Source organism: Vibrio sp. Vb1755 (genome assembly GCF_033338635.1).
Classification (GTDB): domain Bacteria; phylum Pseudomonadota; class Gammaproteobacteria; order Enterobacterales; family Vibrionaceae; genus Vibrio; species Vibrio alginolyticus.
Genome location: NZ_JAWOTA010000005.1, coordinates 148,041 through 167,206 on the forward strand (window position 1 = coordinate 148,041; position 19,166 = coordinate 167,206).

The following is a 19,166-nucleotide window of genomic DNA, read 5'->3' on the forward strand; positions in this document are numbered from 1 at the left end:
TGTAACAAGATAACCGAAAGCTCATTCAATTTTTTCGAACATGTTCAGCGAATCGCTAGGCTTTTGAACTCACTTACGTTGCTTATAATGGCTCCCATAGTCGAAAGCACTTATTTAAGGAATAACCATTATGTCTCGTGTACTAGCTCTAAAATCAAGCATCCTTGGCGATTACTCTCAATCAAACAAATTGGTTGAAGACTTCATCGAAAATGTAGACCAAGACAAGCTTACTGTTCGTGATTTGGCTGCAAACCCGCTACCTGTTTTGGACTTCGCCGTTGCGACTGCACTGCGCGCTACGGAAGATCTTTCACAAGAACAGCAAGCGGTGGTCGACTTGTCTGACACCCTTATTGAAGAAGTAAAGGCCGCAGACACTTTGGTTATTGCCGCTCCAATGTACAACTTCACCATCCCGACTCAGCTTAAAAACTGGATTGATTTGATTGCTCGTGCAGGCGTGACATTCAAATACACAGAAAACGGCGTTCAAGGTTTGATTGAAGGTAAAAAGGCGATTGTAGTAACGACTCGTGGTGGTATTCATAAAGATTCACCAACTGACAACGTTACGCCGTACCTACGCACTGTGCTGGGTTTTGTAGGAATCACTGATGTGGAATTTGTTTACGCAGAAGCGCTAAACATGGGTGAAGATGCGGCTGCAAAAGGCATTTCAGAAGCGCAAAGCCAACTTGCAACAATGGCGTAAGTTAGAATAAACCAGAATACAAAAGGGATTGGTTCGCGCCAATCCCTTTTTGGATCATGATGCCTTGATCGTATTTATAGGGTCTCTTACATCGTCAAAAACGATTCACTTTCTCCAAGTTGCGTATTGCATCGAGGTAGACTTTTTCTAAAGACCGCTCAGCTTCGCTTATCATATTCTCGATCATCGCATTAAACGCGACATCGCTACGCACTTCTATATTGTCTCCCGCCTTAACGTCAAGAGAGTTGACGTACAACACCAACCATTCATCGCCCTCCAAATGCCCTTCTCCGTGAATGGCAAAGAAGCGTTTAGCAAATTCAGCGTTGGTACAATTTATCGCTTCAATTTGAAGATTGAATGAGGAGTCGATACTCATGGTGCTCATGCCATCCGATTCATCAGATGCATCACAAACAGCCTTAACTCTGGCACGATATACGAAATTTCTCGTTGAAAGCAGCATAGTATTATTCATCATTACTCATAATGGGCGATAAATAAGTCAGTTGCAAATCCGACCTATATGCATCTCGCGATGCGCTAAAACTCGAACTGGAAATAAATAGTATTGTAGTTGCTCCCACCTTTAATTCGCCCAAACTGGGAAGCGCTTTCAAAAATCGCCGAGCGGTGATGCAATGAATAGCCCACCCACATATTGTTCCAGCTCTTTTGGTTGAAGAGATCGCCTACATTGACATCAAACGAGAAATCTAGGTAGTTGAGCAACTTGCTTGGTGTATAACCCTTGTCTTCCATTTCTGTGCCTTCAATATAGGTAATGCTATCAATGTATGACACACCTTCCGCTACACCAAATCGCCAAGTCGTAGGCCAATTAACCGTATAATAAGCCTTAATCGCCATGACGTATTCTGTGCTCGCAGACTGAACACTGGACGACCAGTGATGAACCAACCCTGGCGTTAAATAAATATCAAGAGGAAAACCAAACAGCTCATCCGTTAATGGATGCCCATAAAACAATGAAGTAAGTTGATTGTCGTATGGGTCTTTTTCTCTCTCAAAGCTAAATATTTCACCGATGTTCGAAGGCGTCGCCCAACCATGCGCAATACGTAGATATGCTTTATTGCTCAGTGTCGGTTTCGGAGCTTTGCTTTTATCGTTGAAAAAGCCAAAACCGACAAACACTTCTCCCTGATATCGATCTTCTACAAGCTGACTGTTGTAGGCGTTATCATCTAAGCGAGTAACACTCGTCTCACCCAATAAATACAAATTTGAAGTTACATGGTAACGCGCTTTAATACCAAGATTGGTGTCAAGCCCAGCTCCAATTCTCTCGCCAGTAATATCCTTAAAGGAATAATATTCACTATTGAAATCAGCGTCTTTGTATCGAATCGTAATCGATGGCTCTAATTCCCAATCCCCAAATACATAATTGGCAGCAAGGCGGTAATTAGAGTGAAACTGGAGTTCGTCGTCCGCCATCAACTCTACTTCTGCGCGCCAATTGTCGTTAATGCTATAACGCACTTGCCCACCGAAATCGACTCTGTCCCCTTCATTAGCATTTTGTAGTGACATGGGAATATCGACAAATCTCAATCGCATGAGTGCGCTCGCACGCCAGTCAGAATCACTCTCGTTATACAAAAAAGCGCCACCTTCAATGCCATTGATATACACATGTTCGTTTTCAAAGAACATCATTGGTACAAATGTACTCACCGTAGAGTCATTATCGGCGGTATAAAACGGAATCGATGCTGTGCGATACATCGCAGCAATCCCCCACGTTTGTTCTTCTGAACCATGCGCAGAAGAAACTGCCGCAGCTAAAGGTAAAGCGAGTGTTGTTAGAATTAATCTCTTCATGAGTTCGAAAAATGTTGGTTGAGAAGCAGGCAAACATCAATGATTTGCCATTAAAAGCTTATGTTCTGCTGATGATAGCCGTTACAATGGCAAATGTTGTCATCCTCGTGACAGTTTGAGTCCCAAGATCATATTAATATTGACGACTAGGTGAGCTTGTTTGCGAATATTTTACCATCACAACAAGCGCTTAAACTCTAGCTTAGTTCTAAATCAAACATAATGAAGTAAAAAGTGAAAGCATCAGAACTCATCTCTACCTTGAATCATTTACCCGCAGATACAGACCCAGACATTGTGATGGGAGAAGCATGGCTGCCAGAGAGGTTGATAGGGACTCAACTCGATGGTGACATGTTGTTTTTGCACTTTGATAATGCTCCAGAAGATGGTCAAGGTGACGAAGAAGGGCGTGGCTTCGTCGAACACGAAATCGACCTGATTAGAACTCGGCTTCAGCAAATTTTGGATGAAGACAGTGATAACGCGTCAAAAGCCGATGCGATGCTTGGTTTGTTCCTTATGGGACATGAACTTAGTAGCTCGCAAGTTATCGAAATATTAGAAGAAGAAGCTGACACATAAGGAGCCGTTTTGCCAGCATTGATGAACACGACTGAAATTTCTTCACTTCCTCTTGTCGTTGCAGGTCCGATCCTACGTAAAGTGACCGCAACTGAAATCAATATTTGGCTAGTCACCACCCAACGCTTGGAGGGTATGGTGCAAATTACGGATGAAAATGCCTCCATCCTTTATCAAGCCCCTTTAAGTGAACAAAAAGAACAGCTTCAAATCGGCCTCAATGCGTGGTGTTGCTTACTTAAATTAGAAGGCGAGTTTCCAACCCATCAAGCGTTACGCTATCAAATAAAAACGCAATATGGCTTAGTGACGGAACTGCTCCCTCACCTGACTTATGAGCGAGATAATACGCCAAACTTGGGTATTGAGTTCCTCGTTAGTGAAAAAGCGGATTATCTCTTACATGGCTCTTGCCGTAATCCCCATCACTTCAGTGATGATACATTGGTCGCTGCGGATCATAAAATCGCGTCTCAATCCATTGAAGAAAGACCAGATATGCTCATCATGAGTGGTGATCAAATCTATGCAGACCATGTTGCAGGCCCCACTCTCGATGCCATTGAGCAAGTCATAGCTTTATTGGGTTTGCCAGGCGAAGAATTCGATCAAGCTCCGATAAAAAATACCAATGACCTCTACCAACACCCTGCTTGCTATTATGGTCGAGATAAATTGTTGCCTCATTATGTGAGTGATGACAGTTTACTAAGTAAGTTTTTTCCACACCGAGGGACACCAATATTCAGCGCCAAAGAGTGTGAGAATCACCTAATAAGCTTTGCAGAGTGCTTTGCAATGTACTTATTGGTTTGGTCTCCGACCTTGTGGAAGCTTGTTCGAACGGATCGTTTATTAGAAAACGAATTTACTGTCGGCGGAGAAGTTCTTGAACCCAAATGGCAGCAGCAATGGCGCGAAGAAAAAAAACAAATTGATAAATTCGTCGCAGGTCTGGACAAGGTTCAACGCTTACTCGCTCACATTCCAACCTATATGATTTTTGATGATCACGATGTCACCGACGATTGGAATCTCACCATAGGCTGGGAACAAGCCGCATACAGCAACACGTTTGCAAAACGCATTATCGGTAATAGCTTGATTGCTTACTGGCTTTGCCAAGGTTGGGGAAATGCGCCAGAAAAATTCAATGATGAATTTATGAGCCTCGCTCAACGCTTTATCGATGAGCGAACCTCGCAAACCCAAGATGCATTTATTCAATATTTGTATCGCTTTGAGAATTGGCACTACACTATTCCTACGACACCAAAAGTTGTCGTGCTAGATACACGAACCAGACGCTGGCGTTCTGAGTCTAAAATGAACAAACCTTCTGGCTTAATGGACTGGGAAGCGATGATTGAGTTCCATCAGGAGCTCGTGCATCAAGACAAGGTTGTTATTGTTTCTGCCGCGCCAATGTTTGGTGTGAAATTTATCGAAGCACTACAACGTGTGGTGACCATGCTTGGTAAACCATTGATGGTTGATGCTGAAAACTGGATGGCTCACCCCGGAAGTGCGAATACTCTTATTAGTATTTTCACACACACAAAGACACCAACTAACTTTGTTATTCTCTCTGGCGACGTGCACTACTCTTTTGCATACGATATTAAGCTCCGCTATCGAAAAAACAGTCCGAATATCTATCAAATCACCTGTAGTGGAATTAAAAATCAGTTCCCTACACAACTGCTCAATATGTGTGATGGCCTAGATAGACTGCTATACAGCCCTCGCTCACCTTTAAACTGGTTCACAAAACGTAAACGACTCAAGATTTACAAACGCGCACCAAGTACGCACAACTTTTATCGCTTGGTTAACCATAGTGCCATTGGTGAGCTACGCCTTGATGATGAAGGCAAACCAAGTCAAATTAGTATTCTGACGAGTGATGGTGACGAAGTTCATTTTCCACCGACACGTGCTGAAAGCTGAGTATCAATCCCAAAATGACTTGCCCTTTGTAAGAGGCAAGTCACCTTGAACTAACTCAGGAGTTTAGGTTTTTTTGGGGAGAAAGTGGCCGTTCTTAAATGTCAACGGCGTGCTAAATTTGGTATCGCACCTTGAGATCTTCCGTATTTATTACCATGTTAACCAAATAAACAATAGCTCGGTGTTCATTATGTTTAATTCTCTCACATCATTATTTAAACAACTCATTGATGGCTCTGATTTAAGCCAAACCAACACACTTTCCCCTAACATGGCTATCGCGTGTTTGCTTTGTGAAGTTTCTGGCGCAGACCATAGTGTCGATGATAGAGAACAAGAAACAAAGCGCTCTTTATTGATGAAACTGCTTTCGTTAAATGAAGAGGAATCAAATACTTTGTTAGAGCAAGCGCAACAGAAAATAAAAGATTCCGCTTCGCTGTACGACTTTACCTCTCAACTAAGAGAACTGACTCAAGAAACTCGTTACAACTTAATCAAAAGCATGTGGGAAGTCGCTTACGCAGACGGCGAAATTGACCCGCTAGAAGACGCGGTGATCCGTAAAACAGCAGAGCTACTCTATGTTGATCACAGCGAGTTCATTCGAGCGAAGTTACAGTCTCAGTAAAGTGACGAGATGAGTATATAAGTCGCTGGCTAACTCTAAGCTACCCCTAGAATGACAACAGATATCGCTTCTGTAGCCATAAAAAAACGCGCACTCTGCGCGTTTTTCAATAAGCCAACGACATTGTTATTAAAATACTGGTCAAGGTATGTGTTTAGCTCTTTCCACACTAAACAGACTGCATGACAAAACAACAATGGTTGGATGATTATTTAATTACAAGCTAGCTAGGTTCGAATAACTAAAACATGGTCAAAGCAAGCTTAGCTAAGTTATATGCATCTACATAGCCAGAGTGTTGACGCCCTTCCCAGTCTATTCCTTTTGCTTCTTGAGCGGCTCGATGGCCTATACGTTTATCTTTAAGACGATTTTGAATACGGTAGAGTGTCGCTAAGTTGATGAACTCTGTGAACGGTGCTTCAATACCTTTTTGCTTACACTCTTCTAGAAGAATGAGGTCATCTCGCCCCCAAGATGCAAAGATTTTGTTGCGACCACCGAAGTTCTTAACCATGGATTTAAGCACTTCTTCTAGTGGGCGTCCTTGTTTTTCAATCTTACGTGGTGTGATGCCCGTTAACTCAGCGCAAAATAGAGAGACTTCATCGTGTTCTGGTTTCACGTAGTATTGAGCACGCTTGACTATCTCACCTTTAGACAAATCTATTTCAGCTAACCCCACTTCGATAATTTCACCCGTGCTGCCGACGCCATTTTCGTTCCAGCAACACATTTCTAAATCGAAGCATACAATACGGTTATGGTTCATAGTTTGCCTTGGTTCCTAACATAAAAATTTAAAGCGTGCGATTCTATCGTAACACGGCGTAAAACTCGAATTTGTGCGCCCATTTAATCGCCGATCGACACATTATTACGGCCGTTTTTTTTACTCAAATAGAGTTGACTATCCATTTTGTGATACAAGCTCTCAGGATCTTCTTCTTTATGGATAACCGCACCGATACTCAACGTACAGATGATTGACGCATCACCATAATCAAAAGCCGTACTTGCCACAACACTCCGTAATTTTTCTAGGTAAGCTTCTAGCACTGCTCTATCAATGACTTTAGAAATAATACAAAACTCGTCACCACCAGCTCGGTAAAACTTATCTCCCGGTTTTAAATTAGCACTGACCAGCTTAGTGACATGTTGTAACGCTTCATCTCCACCTAAATGGCCGTGTTTGTCATTAATCACTTTGAAGTGGTCGATATCAAAACCAACCAAGGCGAAGTTAACACCTTTGTTTATCTGATTAAGCAAATGATCGTTGAATGCTCGGCGATTCAGTAGTTGAGTTAGAGGGTCTCGCTCTGCCATTCTTTTTAATTCAACGGTTTTGAGCTCCAACATGACCGCTAAGCGCTCTTTTTCTCGAGACTGTAAATTCACAATCCAACTGATCAAAAAGGCGATTACCAATCCGGCTAGTGTCGTGCCCGCTAAAATAGAACGTTCCCAAGCTGAGACTGCGTCAGAAAGCTTAAAGTCAATACGCCATTCACGGTTAGGCAGTTGAATGGTCCGGCTTATAACCGTTCCTCGAATGTTGTCCCAGCTCGCACTTTGAAAGAGAACAGGGTCATCTGCTGCGTCGAATCCCAAATCTTCTACGCGCACCGACATATCGAGCTCCGTCGCGGTTTTCGTAATCAAATCCTCAAAGTAAACCGTACTTCGGATAACACCGGTCACTACTCCTAATAAATATTTGTTCTCGAAGTCGAACACTGGATGGAACACCAGCAACCCAGTCTTAGGTATGGACTTGTCATAACCATCTTGCAGCAAGCGAACTTTATCCGAGACATTCGCTCGCCCATTTTCGGAAATATCATCCAAGATTAAATCGAAGCGTTTGCGCGAAAAATAGAAACCCAATAGAGAAAGGTTTTCCGGTGTTCTTGGGTAGATATCCGACGCGATGAAAATTGGCTCATTGTGTTCAAAAATGTACCCGTAGGTTTTGGGACCATCTTTAGGAACGGTAAACGGTTGGAAGTTTGGAAATTTTTGACGGGTCTTTAAAATATGTTCATCAAGATCTTCAAATTCGACCTTTTGCATCCATTGAAGTCCAATGAGACTTCGCGAGCTGTTAATCACTTGTTCCGCATACATCGGAAACGATGGCCAATAGCTTCGCTCAATCGAATGGAAAAAGTTTGCGCCCGCACCAATGAACTTTAGATCATTCTCGACGTTTGCTTTAAGTGATTCTGCTTGTCGGTCGGCTAAAGTATCAAACGTCGTCTGTGTATACCGTTGCTGCATTGTATAAGCAGCACCAACTACACCAGCAGTGACACATAAAGTCGCCAAAAAAGCTAAAATAGAGTCTGAATGTCGTTTTATAAAGCTCTTATGAGCGGTGCTTTGTGTCATATCGTAATTTTTGATACTTCCGTAAGTTAAACTTCGGGATCTATTGAAATACTGCGTTAGCAATGCACAAACATCAAGCAACAACCTATATTGGGGAGTCTGATCGTCGATTTTTCACGCTGTTCGTACGGTATAGTCACGAATTATTACAGCCTTAAGCCTTGAATATGCTACCATCCGTCATCATTTTAATGTCTAAACTTGGTGCAAGATCGCAAAGACGATCGTTTTAGTGAACAAATATGAGCCAATACTGAGCACCAATAAATCAATAGAAAGAGAAAAAACGTCATGAACATTGATTTGAACCTAATTCCTCAAACGTTCGATATGCTTCACGCTGGCCTAACCGCATCGAGCGTTTTGCTTCTTCTAGTTGCAGTGTCGCGCAAATCAAAAGTGGTCGAGAAAGTGGTAGAAAAACCAGTCGAGAAAATCGTCGAGGTTGAGAAACCAGTTGAGAAGATCGTTGAAGTAGAAAAAGTAGTGGAAGTAGAGAAAGTCGTTGAAAAAGTGGTGGAAGTTGAATCAAAACTTGCAACCGCGTCAACGGACTCTGCAATGCAGCTGCTTTCTATCATGCAACAAGAAGCTCGCCTGATTGACTTCCTAAAAGAAGACCTAACGTCATTCTCTGATGAAGAAGTAGGCGCAGCCGCTCGCGTAATCCACACTGGCGGTCAGAAAGTACTGAACGACTACGTGACGCTAGCGCATGTTCGTAACGAAGACGAAGAAACTCGCATTACGGTTGAAGAAGGCTTCAACCCACAAGAAATCCGCCTAACTGGCAACGTAACAGGCAGCGCGCCATTCAACGGCACGCTAGTTCACAAAGGTTGGAAAGCAACATCAATGACGTTGCCTAAACTGGCTGAGAACTACGATGCATCTGTGATCGCTCCAGCTGAGGTTGAGCTGTAATGGAACACATGAACCAAGAAAACCATTCTCAAGAAGCGTCTGTTGAAACTCAACAGACACCTAAATTCAGTGTTGGTATCGACTTAGGTACAACACACTGTGTCATGTCTTTTGTTGATACTCACGACGAAGACGCTCGCGTTGAAGTAATGCCAATCCCGCAGTTGACTGCGCCGGGTACGGTAGAGACTCGTAGCCAATTAGGCTCTTTCCTTTACCAACCACACGAACACGAAATGAACCCGCAATCACGCGTTCTTCCGTGGTCGAGCGAGCCAAAAGCTCTGGTTGGTGCGATTGCACGTAACCTAGGTTCGAAAACGCCAATTCGTCTTGTTGCAAGTGCGAAATCTTGGCTTTGCCACGCTGGTGTAAACCGTCGTGATGCTTTCCTGCCAGCAGGTAGCCCAGAAGAAGTGGAAAAAGTATCCCCTCTTCGCGCGACAGAGCTTTACCTAGAGCATCTAAAAGACGCTTGGAATCACGCGAATCCAAATCACAACCTTGCCGATCAAGACGTGACTATTACGGTTCCTGCTTCTTTTGATCCTGCTGCTCGTGATCTAACTGCAGAAGCAGCACGCAACGTTGGTTTCGTGCAACTAACGCTTCTCGAAGAGCCACAAGCTGCGCTTTACAACTGGATTGATAACAGCAACGACAAATGGCGCGACGAAGTTGAAGTTGGCGACATCGTACTTGTGGTCGATATCGGTGGTGGTACAACCGACCTTTCTTTGGTTGAAGTAACTGAAGACGACGGCAACCTAACTCTGAACCGTATCGCGGTAGGTGAACACATCCTACTTGGCGGTGACAACATGGATCTTGCACTTGCGTACCGCTTGAAGATGAAGCTAGCCCAAGAAGGTAAAGAGCTACAGCCATGGCAAGTTCAGGCAATGACACACGCATGTCGTGATGCGAAAGAAGCGTTATTGAACGACAGTGAGCTTCAGTCAGTGCCAATCGTAGTACCAAGCCGTGGCTCTAAACTGCTTGGCGCAACGCTGAAAACAGAACTGACTCAAGAAGAAGTACAACAAACACTAGTTGACGGCTTCTTCCCTCAAGTTGCGATTACTGACCACCCTGTTCAACGTAACCGTGGTGCACTAACGCAAATGGGTCTGCCTTACGCACAAGATGCAGGCATTACTCGTCACATTGCAGCGTTCTTGTCTAAGCAAGCTAATGCCCTTTCTGCTTCAGGAAATGGCGCAGAAGCAGCAGCTCAAGATTTCAATCCATTCGCTAACATGCCTGGTATGCCAGGTGCGGATGCAGCCCAATCAGCTGAGTTCATCAAGCCAACCGCAATCCTATTCAACGGTGGTGTTCTGAAATCGAAACTTCTAGCAACTCGTCTAGAAGACACGATCAACGAATGGCTAATTGAAGCAGATGCAGAAATGGCAAAACGCCTAACAGGTGTAGATCTAGACCTTGCAGTTGCTAGCGGTGCGGCTTACTACGGCTCTGTGCGTCGTGGTCAGGGCGTTCGTATCCGTGGTGGTATTGCTTCGGCGTACTACGTGGGTATCGAAAGTGCGATGCCAGCTATTCCGGGCATGGCGCCGCCAATGGAAGCACTTTGTGTTGCACCATTTGGTATGGAAGAAGGCTCAAGCGTTGACGTACCAAGCCAAGAGTTTGGTTTGATCATCGGCCAGCCAGTTAACTTCCAATTCTTCGGCTCAACGGTTCGTCGTGATGACCTAGCAGGTACTCACCTAGACTACTGGGCACCAGAAGAGCTTGAAGAGCTTCCAGAAATCCAAGTAACGCTGCCTGTATCTGAAGGTCGTCGTGAAGGTGAAGTGGTTCCTGTAACCCTAGCCTCTCGCGTCACAGAGCTTGGTACGCTTTACTTAGAAGCCATTGCCGCTGATAACGGTCAAAAATGGCATGTTGAGTTCGATGTGCGCGAAGACGCGAAAAGCAACTCAGACGAAGAAGAATAAATAGAAATCAAACGGCATCCAATCGGGTGCCGTTTTTAAATACACGAAGGTTTGTATGGCATCTCCTCGTTTTCTTGTTGGTATTGACCTTGGCACCACAAACACTGTTGTGGCGTACTGTGAAATCACCGACAACCTTGAACAATCCGAAGTATCCCTATTCGACATCGACCAATTGATTGGCCCGGGTGAAGTGGTTCGTAAGCCATTGCTGCCCTCTTTCCGCTATCACCCTGCGGTTGGTCAAATCTCCCCTTCTGACCTAACACTCCCTTGGGAAAACGAGCCTGTCTCTGGCGACATTAGTAATGTAATCGTGGGTGAATGGGCTCGTGAACTAGGCGCAAAGGTGGAAGGACGTCAGGTATCCAGCGCTAAAAGCTGGCTATCGCACCAAGCAGTGGATCGTAGTTCTGATATTCTTCCTTGGGCTGGCGCGCAAGACGTGGACAAAGTCTCACCCGTTATTGCCAGCGCAAGCTACCTCAACCACATTCGTCAAGCATGGAACTACCGTCACCCTAGCAATAAGCTAGAAGACCAAGATGTGGTTGTGACCGTTCCAGCGTCGTTCGATGAAACCGCTCGTAAACTCACGCTTGAAGCTGCACAGCTGGCTGGTTTAAAGAAAATCGTCCTGCTCGAAGAGCCACAAGCCGTATGTTACGACTGGTACGCACGCCACCAGCAAACCGCAGCTGATGAACTTAAAGAATTACCGCTGATTCTGGTTTGTGATGTGGGCGGTGGTACTACCGACTTGAGCTTGATTGAAGCCAGTTTCTCTTCTCAAGATGAACTAGCCCTTGATCGTATTGGTGTTGGCGAGCACTTGATGCTTGGTGGTGATAACCTCGACTTAGCATTAGCGCACCTTGCAGAGAGCCGCTTCAACCAAAGTAAGAAGCTCACTGCAGCAAGCCTGACTAAGCTGATTCAGCAAACTCGAAAGGCGAAAGAAAACCTACTTTCAGCGAGTGCACCTGAAGAAGTAAAAATCACCATGCTAGGCAGCGGCTCTAAACTTCTTGGCGGAACAAAGAGTATTGGGCTGAGCAAACAAGAAGTGCACCAAATCGCTTTGGATGGCTTCTTCCCGCTTTCTGATTTCAGTGAAGTACCAGACAAACGTCGCAGCGCCGTTGTCGAGTTTGGTCTTCCATACGTTGCTGACCCAGCGGTGAGCAAACACGTAGCCGAGTTCTTAACTCAGCACCAACAAGTTGCTCGTGCCGCTCTTAGCATTGAAGACGACAAACAAAATGCAATTCCGGTAGGTTTGCTACTTAACGGTGGTGTGTTCAATAGTGAACTTGTGACTGAGCGAGTCACTACCCTACTGTCCGATTGGCGAGGCGCTCCGGTTACGGTATTAGATAACCCACATCCAGATTGGTCTGTTGCGCTAGGTGCTGTTGCGTTTGGTAAAGCACGTCGTGGTGCACAGCTAAAAATTGGTGGTGGTGCAGCGCGTTCTTACTTCTTGCACCTTCAAGAGAAGAACAAGATGGGCAAAGCGCTCTGTTTGCTTGCAAAAGGGACAGAAGAAGGACACGAGATCCGCTTAAGTGGTCGTCGTTTCTCGCTTACCCTAGGTGAACCCGTTCGCTTTAATCTGCTGACTTCTACCCACGACACCTTAACCAATAACACTGCCATTCAAAACGGTGTGATGGTGGACGTTGATCCTGACTTATTTGCTCCTTTGCCGCCTTATATCACCACCCTTGAAGGTGAAGGTGCCAAACTGCAAGCCAACCAAAAAGAGCGCGTAGAAGTACAACTGGCGTGTCAGTTGACCGAAGTCGGCACGCTTAAGATGGAATGTGTCAGCGCAGAAGACGATAACAAACGTTGGGAGCTGGAATTCGAAGTTCGTAACAAGCAAACCGACGACAGCGAGCAAGTTAAGCTTCACCCTAAACTGAACGAATGTAAGGAGCTGATCGCTCGCCTTTACAGCGGTAATAAAAAAAGCGCGGAAAGCAAAGAGATCAAAACCTTAGCCAAAGATCTTGAGAAGAAACTGGGCAAACGTGACGAGTGGGATTTCACTACCCTACGTCAACTTTTTGATACCTTTGCGCAAGGTCGTAAGCGTCGCCGTCGTTCTGAACAACACGAGAAAAACTGGCTTCGTTTGGCGGGCTTTGCGTTGCGTCCGGGCTTTGGCGATCCAACCGACTCATGGCGCATTGAGCAAGTTTGGGGTCTCTACCAACAAAACATTCAGTTTAAGAACCATCAAGGTTGGACCGACTGGTGGGTGTTCTGGCGTCGTATCGCAGGTGGTTTGAGCCAAGAGCAACAAGAGACCATCTTGGCGGACATCGCGAAATACCTACATCCTGGTGCGATGAAAAACCCACAATCAGCCAAAGCGGCGCAAGACATGGGTTATGAATCCATGGTTCGATTAGCGGCGTCGCTTGAGCACCTAGAAGTCGAAGACAAAGTTCTATTGGCAACGTGGTTCTTGAGCAAAGCCATCAACCATAACCAGTTCGAACAAGCGCACTGGTGGGCAATGGGTCGTTTGGCATCGCGTACGCCTTTGTATGGCAGCCAGCATAACGTCGTTCCTCGTGAACAAGCGGAACAATGGTTGCCTAAGCTGTTAGAGCAGAACTGGCAGAAAGAGCCAATGATCGCTTTCGCAGCCGTGATGATTTGTCGTAAGACAGGCGACCGCCTATTCGATATCTCAGACGATTACCGTGAGCAGGTGCTGGCTAAGTTGAAGCAAAGTAAGGTACCTGAATCTTGGGTATCGCTGGTTGAAGAAGTCAAAGAGCTATCGGAGAGTGAATCGAAGCGTATCTTTGGTGATGCACTCCCAAGCGGCCTGACGCTGGTAAATAACTAAGCTCCCATGCTCATAAACGCAACAAAGCCCTTCTCGTGAAGGGCTTTGTTTTATCTGATTCTAATAGCTGACGAAAAACGACTCGTTAGTTCATTTCCGTATTGATTACCACATCACGCGTTTCATTATCCATATCACTGATGCCAACAACTGAGATTTCACGGTCAGATAAATTCTCAATCATGCTGTCTTCCAACCCACCCTCCGTCATCCACGCATAGAATTTTTCCGCAATACGATCCGAACCTTCTCCGACAAACGTTAATGTGACCTTCTTCATTTGTGACACTCCATCAATTTACGATTCAGCCACTTAAGCGTAGTATGTTTCGCAAATATCGACATAAACTAGGACTAACTTCTTTTATGAGTATCGAAAAATTTGACGCGATTTATCAGCGTGCTGCAGAGCGTAAAGGTGGTGAAGATCAACTTGAAGCGCTTTTGTCTCATCCACTAAGCAAAGAGGAACTGGCTGCGATTCCCGATGACCGTTGGCTAGCCGCTTTTTCGATGAAGGTATTCCAAAGTGGGATTTCATGGAGCGTGGTTCGCAACAAATGGCCGAACTTCGAAGAAGTGTTCTTCGGATTTAAGATTGAGCCGCTGTTGATGCTGTCAGACGAGCAATGGGAAACCAAAGCAACCGACAAACGCATCATTCGCCATCTCACTAAAGTCATGTCGATTCCTGCTAATGCTCGTATGATCCACGAAGCAAAAATCGAATACGGCTCGTTTGGCAAAATGGTTGCCGATTGGCCGCAAGAGAAAATCACCGACCTATGGGCGTATTTGAAGAAACGCGGCAATCGCCTAGGCGGAAATACTGGCCCTTACACACTGCGTCAAATGGGTGTTGATACCTTCATCTTGTCTAGCGACGTTGAAGCTTACCTACGTAATTGCAAGATCATTGAAGGTGGCAAAGATACGAAAAAATCGCTCGATGCAACCAACAAAGCGTTTGTTCAATGGCAGCAAGAAAGTGGCAGAAGCCTGTCTGAAATCAGCCAAATCATTGCGTTCAGCACCGGCGATAATCGCATTTAACAGACACTGAACCCAAAACAAAACGGCGCACCAAATATTGGATTTAGTGCGCCGTTTTTATGTTCATTGGTTCAAGTACAGACTTACTTTGAAGCCAGTGATTCCCACTCAGTCAGTAGCTGCATAATACGGTGAGAGTCTTCCCATGTTGCACAAGGGTTCTCTAACGATGTACGCCCTGCTTCAACCGCTTGGCGAATATTGCGCACTTGATAGAAGAAAGCGTCTCCAGCTGCCGATACAGACACCTCGCGCTTCGACGTCTCGTAAATTTCCACACTAAACTGGTTGTCTTGCGTTGGTAGCCATGGATTTGAGTCTAACGTAATACTGCCTTTACTACCCAGAATAGTGAATTGGTGTTTCAATCCATGATCTTCGGCGGTGTGTACGCTCGCCGTTTGTTGCTCACCAAATTGCATCATCAAGCTCGACTCGCAGATATTCCCATCATTACCTCGTCGGCCAATCGCTTTCATTGAACGGTTCTCAAAGGTTTGTTCACCCAACATGGTTTTAACCACCAAATGCACTAATGACATTGGATAGCAACCTAAGTTATACAAAGCACCTTTGCTGTCTGGATTAACAAACTGCGCAATCGACGCAATATAAGACGTATGGATGGAGCGAAGTTCACCAATCTCTCCCGATTTAAGCACCGAAACCAACTCACTGATCAATGAGTGATGCAAGTACATTAAGCCTTCAGCAAAGAATACCTTGTGCGCTTCTACGGCTTGAAGTGCCAGCTCGGTTTTTTCCATATCTACCGAAAGTGACTTTTCACACAGGATCGCTTTGCCCTGCTCAGCCGCTTTGACGATAAAGTCATGATGAAGGTGATTTGGCAATGCGATATAAATAATGTCGACTTGCTCATCAGCAATCAACGCATCGTAATCGTTGAACGTATTCTCGATGCCATATTGCTCAGCGAATGCCTGTAAGTTCTGCTCCGAACGCCCAGCAACCGCGTACAGTTCACTCTTGTCATCGCCTTGGATTGCCTCAGCCATGACTCCTGAGATAAAGCTTGTGCCTAAAATGCCCCATTTCATGTTCACGTCTCCTATTGAGCTTGGGTTTCGAATGCTTGAACTAACTCTGCCATTTCAGCCGCAATAAACGCTTGTGTATGCGGCATAGCAAAATGCGCTTCAATCGCGGTGCGGTTTTCATATCGCTCCCAAAGAATCACACGTTGTGGATCTTTAGAATCGTAGGTCGCATTCGCTTGCAAGCACCCCGCTTCGCTTTGCATATCAAGGCAAAATTGTTCAATGGCTTCAACTACTTGTTGTCTTGGCTTATCGGCATTCATTTTCAGTTCGGCGGTAACAAAAATCGTCTCATTCATGATGGATCTCTTTCTCCATTCTTAATCATACGCCCACTGTAATTAACCTCGTTTGATTGATAAACTCTGCTTTAGTTATTTCTTTATCAGCTCTGGGTGTGCAATGGATAAATTAACAAGCATGAAAGTTTTCGCTTACGTGGTCGAACACGGCAGCTTTCGTAATGCTGCACACCACTTTGATATTTCACCGACTATGGTTGGCAAGCACGTGAGCTTTCTTGAGCAAAGCTTAGGTACACAGCTGATTCATCGCACCACGCGTAAACAGTCCCTGACCGAAGCCGGCAGACTCTACTACCAAGAGTGCCACCGAATTATTGAAGACATCACTAACGCAGAGAACTTAATCCAGACGCTGATCAACCGTCCAACCGGAACAGTAAAAGTTAACTGCCCTGTCACGTATGGCAAAAAGGTCATTGCTCCTATCGTGGCTGACTTCTTAGCTAAATTTCCCGATTTGAACGTTGAGCTGATGTTGGATAACAATTTGATTGACCCATATCGAAGCGAAGCTGACGTGATTATTCGAATTGGTGAATTGGTCGATTCCTCGTTAGTCGCGAGAAAATTGGGTGAATACCACATGACTTACTGCGCCTCACCCTCTTACCTTGAGCAACATGCCCCTATCCAATCGCTTGATGACCTTGAACATCATCATTGTTTGGGGTTTCAGTATCACCAAGGAGAAAGCCAACAAGTGGTGAACATGCCATCTAATACCTTTGGAAACAGCAACACCCGATTAACGTCTAATAATGGCGATGTACTTAAGTTTCCCGCGTTAAAAGGCTCTGGTGTTCTTCTGCAACCAAAGATCTTAGTTGAGCAGGAAATCCAATCTGGTGCCTTGGTAGAAATTCTCCAGCAACATGCTCCCAAGCCAAAACCGATCCACCTGCTTTACCGTTCAAAACAGCTTTCCCTTAAAAACCGCACCTTGGTTGATTTTGTTCTTTCGCATGTGAATCCGTAACGCCACACCATAAATCGGCGACAATTTAACCACCCAATCAACTTTTGTTGTCGATACAACAAATATTATTTCTTGCTAATTATCTTTATTTTTCATGCCGTTAGTAAAGAACGCTCATTTAGTGAACATCATTTGTTGATTCCCATCAATTGCATTGCTCTGACAAAGTGACTAGGATTGCCGCCTTTCCTGAGTGAACTATCAAAATAACATCGAGAAATTTAATCTAATTTCTCTTCAAGTTCGTGCGCAATCACGACATTTGCACTCATTTCAAACTGCATAAGCACATTCCTTTGCTTATGAAAACGACATTGATTTCTCAACACTTTTGGTCACGTATGTGACTTTTTTCGTTGGGAGTGATTTTTCAATCAAGGTTGGTCACAAGGACGCTACCCCTTGACTGCATTTACTGGAGGATAAAATGCCTAAAGGTCTAATGCTGACTGACTTAGCCATTGCTGGCTTACTATTGATTTTGGCAAAAGTCATTCGCGTTCACACGCCATTACTGCAACGTATGTACATTCCATCGGCGGTTCTCGCGGGATTATTCGGTCTAATTTTTGGACCAGCCCTGCTAGACGTACTGCCTTGGACCGATACCTTTACCGCTAACGCAAGCCTGTTAACTGCTGCACTTTTTTCTGCGTTAGGTCTGGCAACGGATGTTCCATCACCTAAAACCGTCGCACAGCGCGCTGGCTCATTGTGGGCATTCAACCAAATCGCTTCTGTTTCTCAGTGGTTATTTGCAGCAATGTTTGGTCTCGCGATCACTACCTTCTTCTGGCCAGAGATTAATCCCGGCTTTGGTGTGACAATGTCTGCGGGCTTTATGGGCGGTCACGGTTCAGCCTCTGTTGTTGGTGAAATCTTCACGGGACTTGGCTGGGAAGATGGCTTCACACTTGGCTTAACCTTCGCAACAGTAGGTATTTTCATCTCAATTTCTGTTGGCATGCTCATGCTGCAATTCGCATTGAAGATGGGTTGGATTCGCAGCTTTACGACATTCGACAGCATGGACGAACACGAACGCAAAGGCCTTGTTAAGCCTGATGATCAAGAACCGGTAATGAAAGACACCATGTCTTCCCTGTCGGTTGATTCTTTCGCGATTCACGCTGCGCTAGTGGTTGTCGTAACCGCTTTCTCTTATGTCGCCGCCAACTACTTGTCTTCTTTCCACGATAAGGTGCAGATCCCGACGTTTGTAACTGGCTTCCTTGGCGGCATGCTTGTGCGAATCATCGCGAAACAAACGAAAGCTTCACGCTATCTTTGTGACGGTGCATTCAAACACGCTGCGGGCATCAGTACCGATTATTTGATTATCTTTGGTATCTCAGCCATCAAGATTACCGTCTTAGCCCAGTACTTAATGCCTATGGTAGTACTTGCAATCGGCGGTATCGCCTTCACACTATGGCTAATCTTCTGGGTTGCCCCACGTATCATGGGCGAAGATTGGTTCGAGAAAGGCATTTTCTCTTGGGGTTGGTTAACCGGTACGGTTGCCATGGGTATTGCGTTACTTCGTATTGTTGATCCCAAAATGCGTAGCAAAGTACTTGATGATTACGCCATAGCTTATGTCCCTGGCTCAATCACTGACATCTTCATCATCTCTTTGATGCCAATCGCGATGTATAACGGCATGCACTGGCAAGCGCTTGGTGTAGGATTAGGTTACATCGCAATTGTCTTATTTATTTGGCGATTCATTTTTAAACGTAACAGCAGTGCTCTGACACACGAATCTTAGTCGCTTTACTCGGGAGGATTTTATCCTCTCGAGTTCATTCCTTGGTTTTTATCAAAATCACTCCTCATCTCGAAAATAAGCAACTTGTTTTATATTTGAGATTTGCAATCCCGATCT

Annotated in this window: 17 protein-coding genes; 10 read left to right on the top strand and 7 right to left on the bottom strand. The window is 45.0% G+C overall.

The window, feature by feature from the left end; genetic code table 11:
* The first annotated feature begins 130 nt into the window (after positions 1 to 130).
* Positions 131 to 715 (top strand): FMN-dependent NADH-azoreductase, encoded by a 585-nt coding sequence (locus R7E00_RS07390; protein ID WP_213973197.1) that lies wholly within the window; start codon positions 131 to 133, stop codon positions 713 to 715.
* A gap of 94 nt (positions 716 to 809) precedes the next feature.
* On the opposite strand, the gene R7E00_RS07395 is transcribed toward R7E00_RS07390, so the two are convergent.
* Both R7E00_RS07395 and R7E00_RS07400 read right to left on the bottom strand, forming a co-directional pair.
* On the bottom strand, positions 810 to 1,199 hold the full coding sequence (locus tag R7E00_RS07395; RefSeq protein ID WP_262606087.1) for a hypothetical protein: 390 nt from the start codon (positions 1,197 to 1,199) through the stop codon (positions 810 to 812).
* Between the two features lie 62 nt (positions 1,200 to 1,261).
* Positions 1,262 to 2,566, bottom strand: coding sequence for a MipA/OmpV family protein (locus tag R7E00_RS07400; RefSeq protein WP_054576927.1), 1,305 nt, complete (start codon positions 2,564 to 2,566; stop codon positions 1,262 to 1,264).
* Between the two features lie 234 nt (positions 2,567 to 2,800).
* Between R7E00_RS07400 and R7E00_RS07405 the strand changes: the two genes are divergently transcribed.
* The 3 genes from R7E00_RS07405 (at position 2,801) to R7E00_RS07415 (ending at position 5,732) form a co-directional block, all read left to right on the top strand.
* Positions 2,801 to 3,151: a hypothetical protein gene (locus R7E00_RS07405; RefSeq protein WP_005377676.1), complete on the top strand. Its 351-nt coding sequence runs from the start codon at positions 2,801 to 2,803 to the stop codon at positions 3,149 to 3,151.
* Positions 3,152 to 3,160: 9 nt separating this feature from the next.
* Positions 3,161 to 5,101, top strand: coding sequence for an alkaline phosphatase D family protein (locus R7E00_RS07410; protein ID WP_054576905.1), 1,941 nt, complete (start codon positions 3,161 to 3,163; stop codon positions 5,099 to 5,101).
* 190 nt (positions 5,102 to 5,291) lie between these two features.
* Positions 5,292 to 5,732 carry a TerB family tellurite resistance protein gene (locus tag R7E00_RS07415; protein WP_017820644.1) on the top strand — a complete coding sequence of 147 codons (441 nt, stop codon included), beginning with the start codon at positions 5,292 to 5,294 and terminating at the stop codon, positions 5,730 to 5,732.
* Positions 5,733 to 5,973: 241 nt separating this feature from the next.
* Here R7E00_RS07415 and R7E00_RS07420 read toward each other — a convergent pair whose 3' ends face one another.
* Positions 5,974 to 6,504 carry a 3'-5' exonuclease gene (locus R7E00_RS07420; RefSeq protein WP_005377684.1) on the bottom strand — a complete coding sequence of 177 codons (531 nt, stop codon included), beginning with the start codon at positions 6,502 to 6,504 and terminating at the stop codon, positions 5,974 to 5,976.
* An 83-nt stretch (positions 6,505 to 6,587) separates the two neighbouring features.
* Complete coding sequence (locus R7E00_RS07425) at positions 6,588 to 8,129, bottom strand: sensor domain-containing diguanylate cyclase (RefSeq protein ID WP_005377686.1); 1,542 nt, start codon at positions 8,127 to 8,129, stop codon at positions 6,588 to 6,590.
* Positions 8,130 to 8,420: 291 nt separating this feature from the next.
* Here R7E00_RS07425 and R7E00_RS07430 point away from each other — a divergent pair, with 291 nt between their 5' ends.
* Genes R7E00_RS07430 through R7E00_RS07440 form a run of 3 tightly spaced genes read left to right on the top strand, consistent with a single transcriptional unit; the run spans position 8,421 to position 13,883 of the window.
* Positions 8,421 to 9,053, top strand: a complete 633-nt coding sequence (locus tag R7E00_RS07430) for a DUF2760 domain-containing protein (protein WP_005389474.1) — start codon at positions 8,421 to 8,423, stop codon at positions 9,051 to 9,053.
* Positions 9,053 to 11,017 carry an Hsp70 family protein gene (locus R7E00_RS07435; protein WP_054576906.1) on the top strand — a complete coding sequence of 655 codons (1,965 nt, stop codon included), beginning with the start codon at positions 9,053 to 9,055 and terminating at the stop codon, positions 11,015 to 11,017. The genes R7E00_RS07430 and R7E00_RS07435 overlap by 1 nt, the downstream gene beginning before the upstream one ends.
* A 55-nt stretch (positions 11,018 to 11,072) precedes the next feature.
* On the top strand, positions 11,073 to 13,883 hold the full coding sequence (locus R7E00_RS07440; protein WP_213962566.1) for an Hsp70 family protein: 2,811 nt from the start codon (positions 11,073 to 11,075) through the stop codon (positions 13,881 to 13,883).
* 85 nt (positions 13,884 to 13,968) lie between these two features.
* Here the strand turns inward: R7E00_RS07440 and R7E00_RS07445 are convergent, their stop codons facing one another.
* Positions 13,969 to 14,163 (bottom strand): hypothetical protein, encoded by a 195-nt coding sequence (locus R7E00_RS07445; protein ID WP_170890614.1) that lies wholly within the window; start codon positions 14,161 to 14,163, stop codon positions 13,969 to 13,971.
* 86 nt (positions 14,164 to 14,249) lie between these two features.
* On the opposite strand from R7E00_RS07445, the gene R7E00_RS07450 reads away from it, so the two are divergent.
* Positions 14,250 to 14,936 (top strand): DNA-3-methyladenine glycosylase I, encoded by a 687-nt coding sequence (locus R7E00_RS07450; protein ID WP_005377694.1) that lies wholly within the window; start codon positions 14,250 to 14,252, stop codon positions 14,934 to 14,936.
* 83 nt (positions 14,937 to 15,019) lie between these two features.
* On the opposite strand, the gene R7E00_RS07455 is transcribed toward R7E00_RS07450, so the two are convergent.
* Both R7E00_RS07455 and R7E00_RS07460 read right to left on the bottom strand, forming a co-directional pair.
* A complete protein-coding gene (locus tag R7E00_RS07455; RefSeq protein WP_258494252.1) occupies positions 15,020 to 15,997 on the bottom strand; it encodes a Gfo/Idh/MocA family protein in 978 nt (325 codons plus the stop codon).
* An 11-nt stretch (positions 15,998 to 16,008) separates the two neighbouring features.
* Positions 16,009 to 16,296, bottom strand: a complete 288-nt coding sequence (locus R7E00_RS07460) for a putative quinol monooxygenase (RefSeq protein WP_017634033.1) — start codon at positions 16,294 to 16,296, stop codon at positions 16,009 to 16,011.
* Between the two features lie 103 nt (positions 16,297 to 16,399).
* Between R7E00_RS07460 and R7E00_RS07465 the strand changes: the two genes are divergently transcribed.
* Entirely contained in the window at positions 16,400 to 17,278 is an 879-nt protein-coding gene (locus R7E00_RS07465) for a LysR family transcriptional regulator (protein ID WP_262606088.1), read from the top strand.
* A 427-nt stretch (positions 17,279 to 17,705) separates the two neighbouring features.
* Positions 17,706 to 19,049: a sodium/glutamate symporter gene (locus R7E00_RS07470; protein ID WP_262606089.1), complete on the top strand. Its 1,344-nt coding sequence runs from the start codon at positions 17,706 to 17,708 to the stop codon at positions 19,047 to 19,049.
* Positions 19,050 to 19,166 lie beyond the last annotated feature (117 nt).

What these genes read in the sequence shown, in the direction of transcription:
- R7E00_RS07465 (WP_262606088.1), top strand. Translation starts at nt 16,400, where the DNA reads ATGGATAAATTAACAAGCATGAAAGTTTTCGCTTACGTGGTCGAACAC.
- R7E00_RS07450 (WP_005377694.1), top strand. Translation starts at nt 14,250, where the DNA reads ATGAGTATCGAAAAATTTGACGCGATTTATCAGCGTGCTGCAGAGCGT.
- R7E00_RS07390 (WP_213973197.1), top strand. Translation starts at nt 131, where the DNA reads ATGTCTCGTGTACTAGCTCTAAAATCAAGCATCCTTGGCGATTACTCT.
- R7E00_RS07415 (WP_017820644.1), top strand. Translation starts at nt 5,292, where the DNA reads ATGTTTAATTCTCTCACATCATTATTTAAACAACTCATTGATGGCTCT.
- R7E00_RS07440 (WP_213962566.1), top strand. Translation starts at nt 11,073, where the DNA reads ATGGCATCTCCTCGTTTTCTTGTTGGTATTGACCTTGGCACCACAAAC.
- R7E00_RS07445 (WP_170890614.1), bottom strand. Translation starts at nt 14,163, where the DNA reads ATGAAGAAGGTCACATTAACGTTTGTCGGAGAAGGTTCGGATCGTATT.
- R7E00_RS07430 (WP_005389474.1), top strand. Translation starts at nt 8,421, where the DNA reads ATGAACATTGATTTGAACCTAATTCCTCAAACGTTCGATATGCTTCAC.
- R7E00_RS07425 (WP_005377686.1), bottom strand. Translation starts at nt 8,129, where the DNA reads ATGACACAAAGCACCGCTCATAAGAGCTTTATAAAACGACATTCAGAC.
- R7E00_RS07435 (WP_054576906.1), top strand. Translation starts at nt 9,053, where the DNA reads ATGGAACACATGAACCAAGAAAACCATTCTCAAGAAGCGTCTGTTGAA.
- R7E00_RS07395 (WP_262606087.1), bottom strand. Translation starts at nt 1,199, where the DNA reads ATGATGAATAATACTATGCTGCTTTCAACGAGAAATTTCGTATATCGT.
- R7E00_RS07420 (WP_005377684.1), bottom strand. Translation starts at nt 6,504, where the DNA reads ATGAACCATAACCGTATTGTATGCTTCGATTTAGAAATGTGTTGCTGG.
- R7E00_RS07455 (WP_258494252.1), bottom strand. Translation starts at nt 15,997, where the DNA reads ATGAAATGGGGCATTTTAGGCACAAGCTTTATCTCAGGAGTCATGGCT.
- R7E00_RS07460 (WP_017634033.1), bottom strand. Translation starts at nt 16,296, where the DNA reads ATGAATGAGACGATTTTTGTTACCGCCGAACTGAAAATGAATGCCGAT.
- R7E00_RS07400 (WP_054576927.1), bottom strand. Translation starts at nt 2,566, where the DNA reads ATGAAGAGATTAATTCTAACAACACTCGCTTTACCTTTAGCTGCGGCA.
- R7E00_RS07470 (WP_262606089.1), top strand. Translation starts at nt 17,706, where the DNA reads ATGCCTAAAGGTCTAATGCTGACTGACTTAGCCATTGCTGGCTTACTA.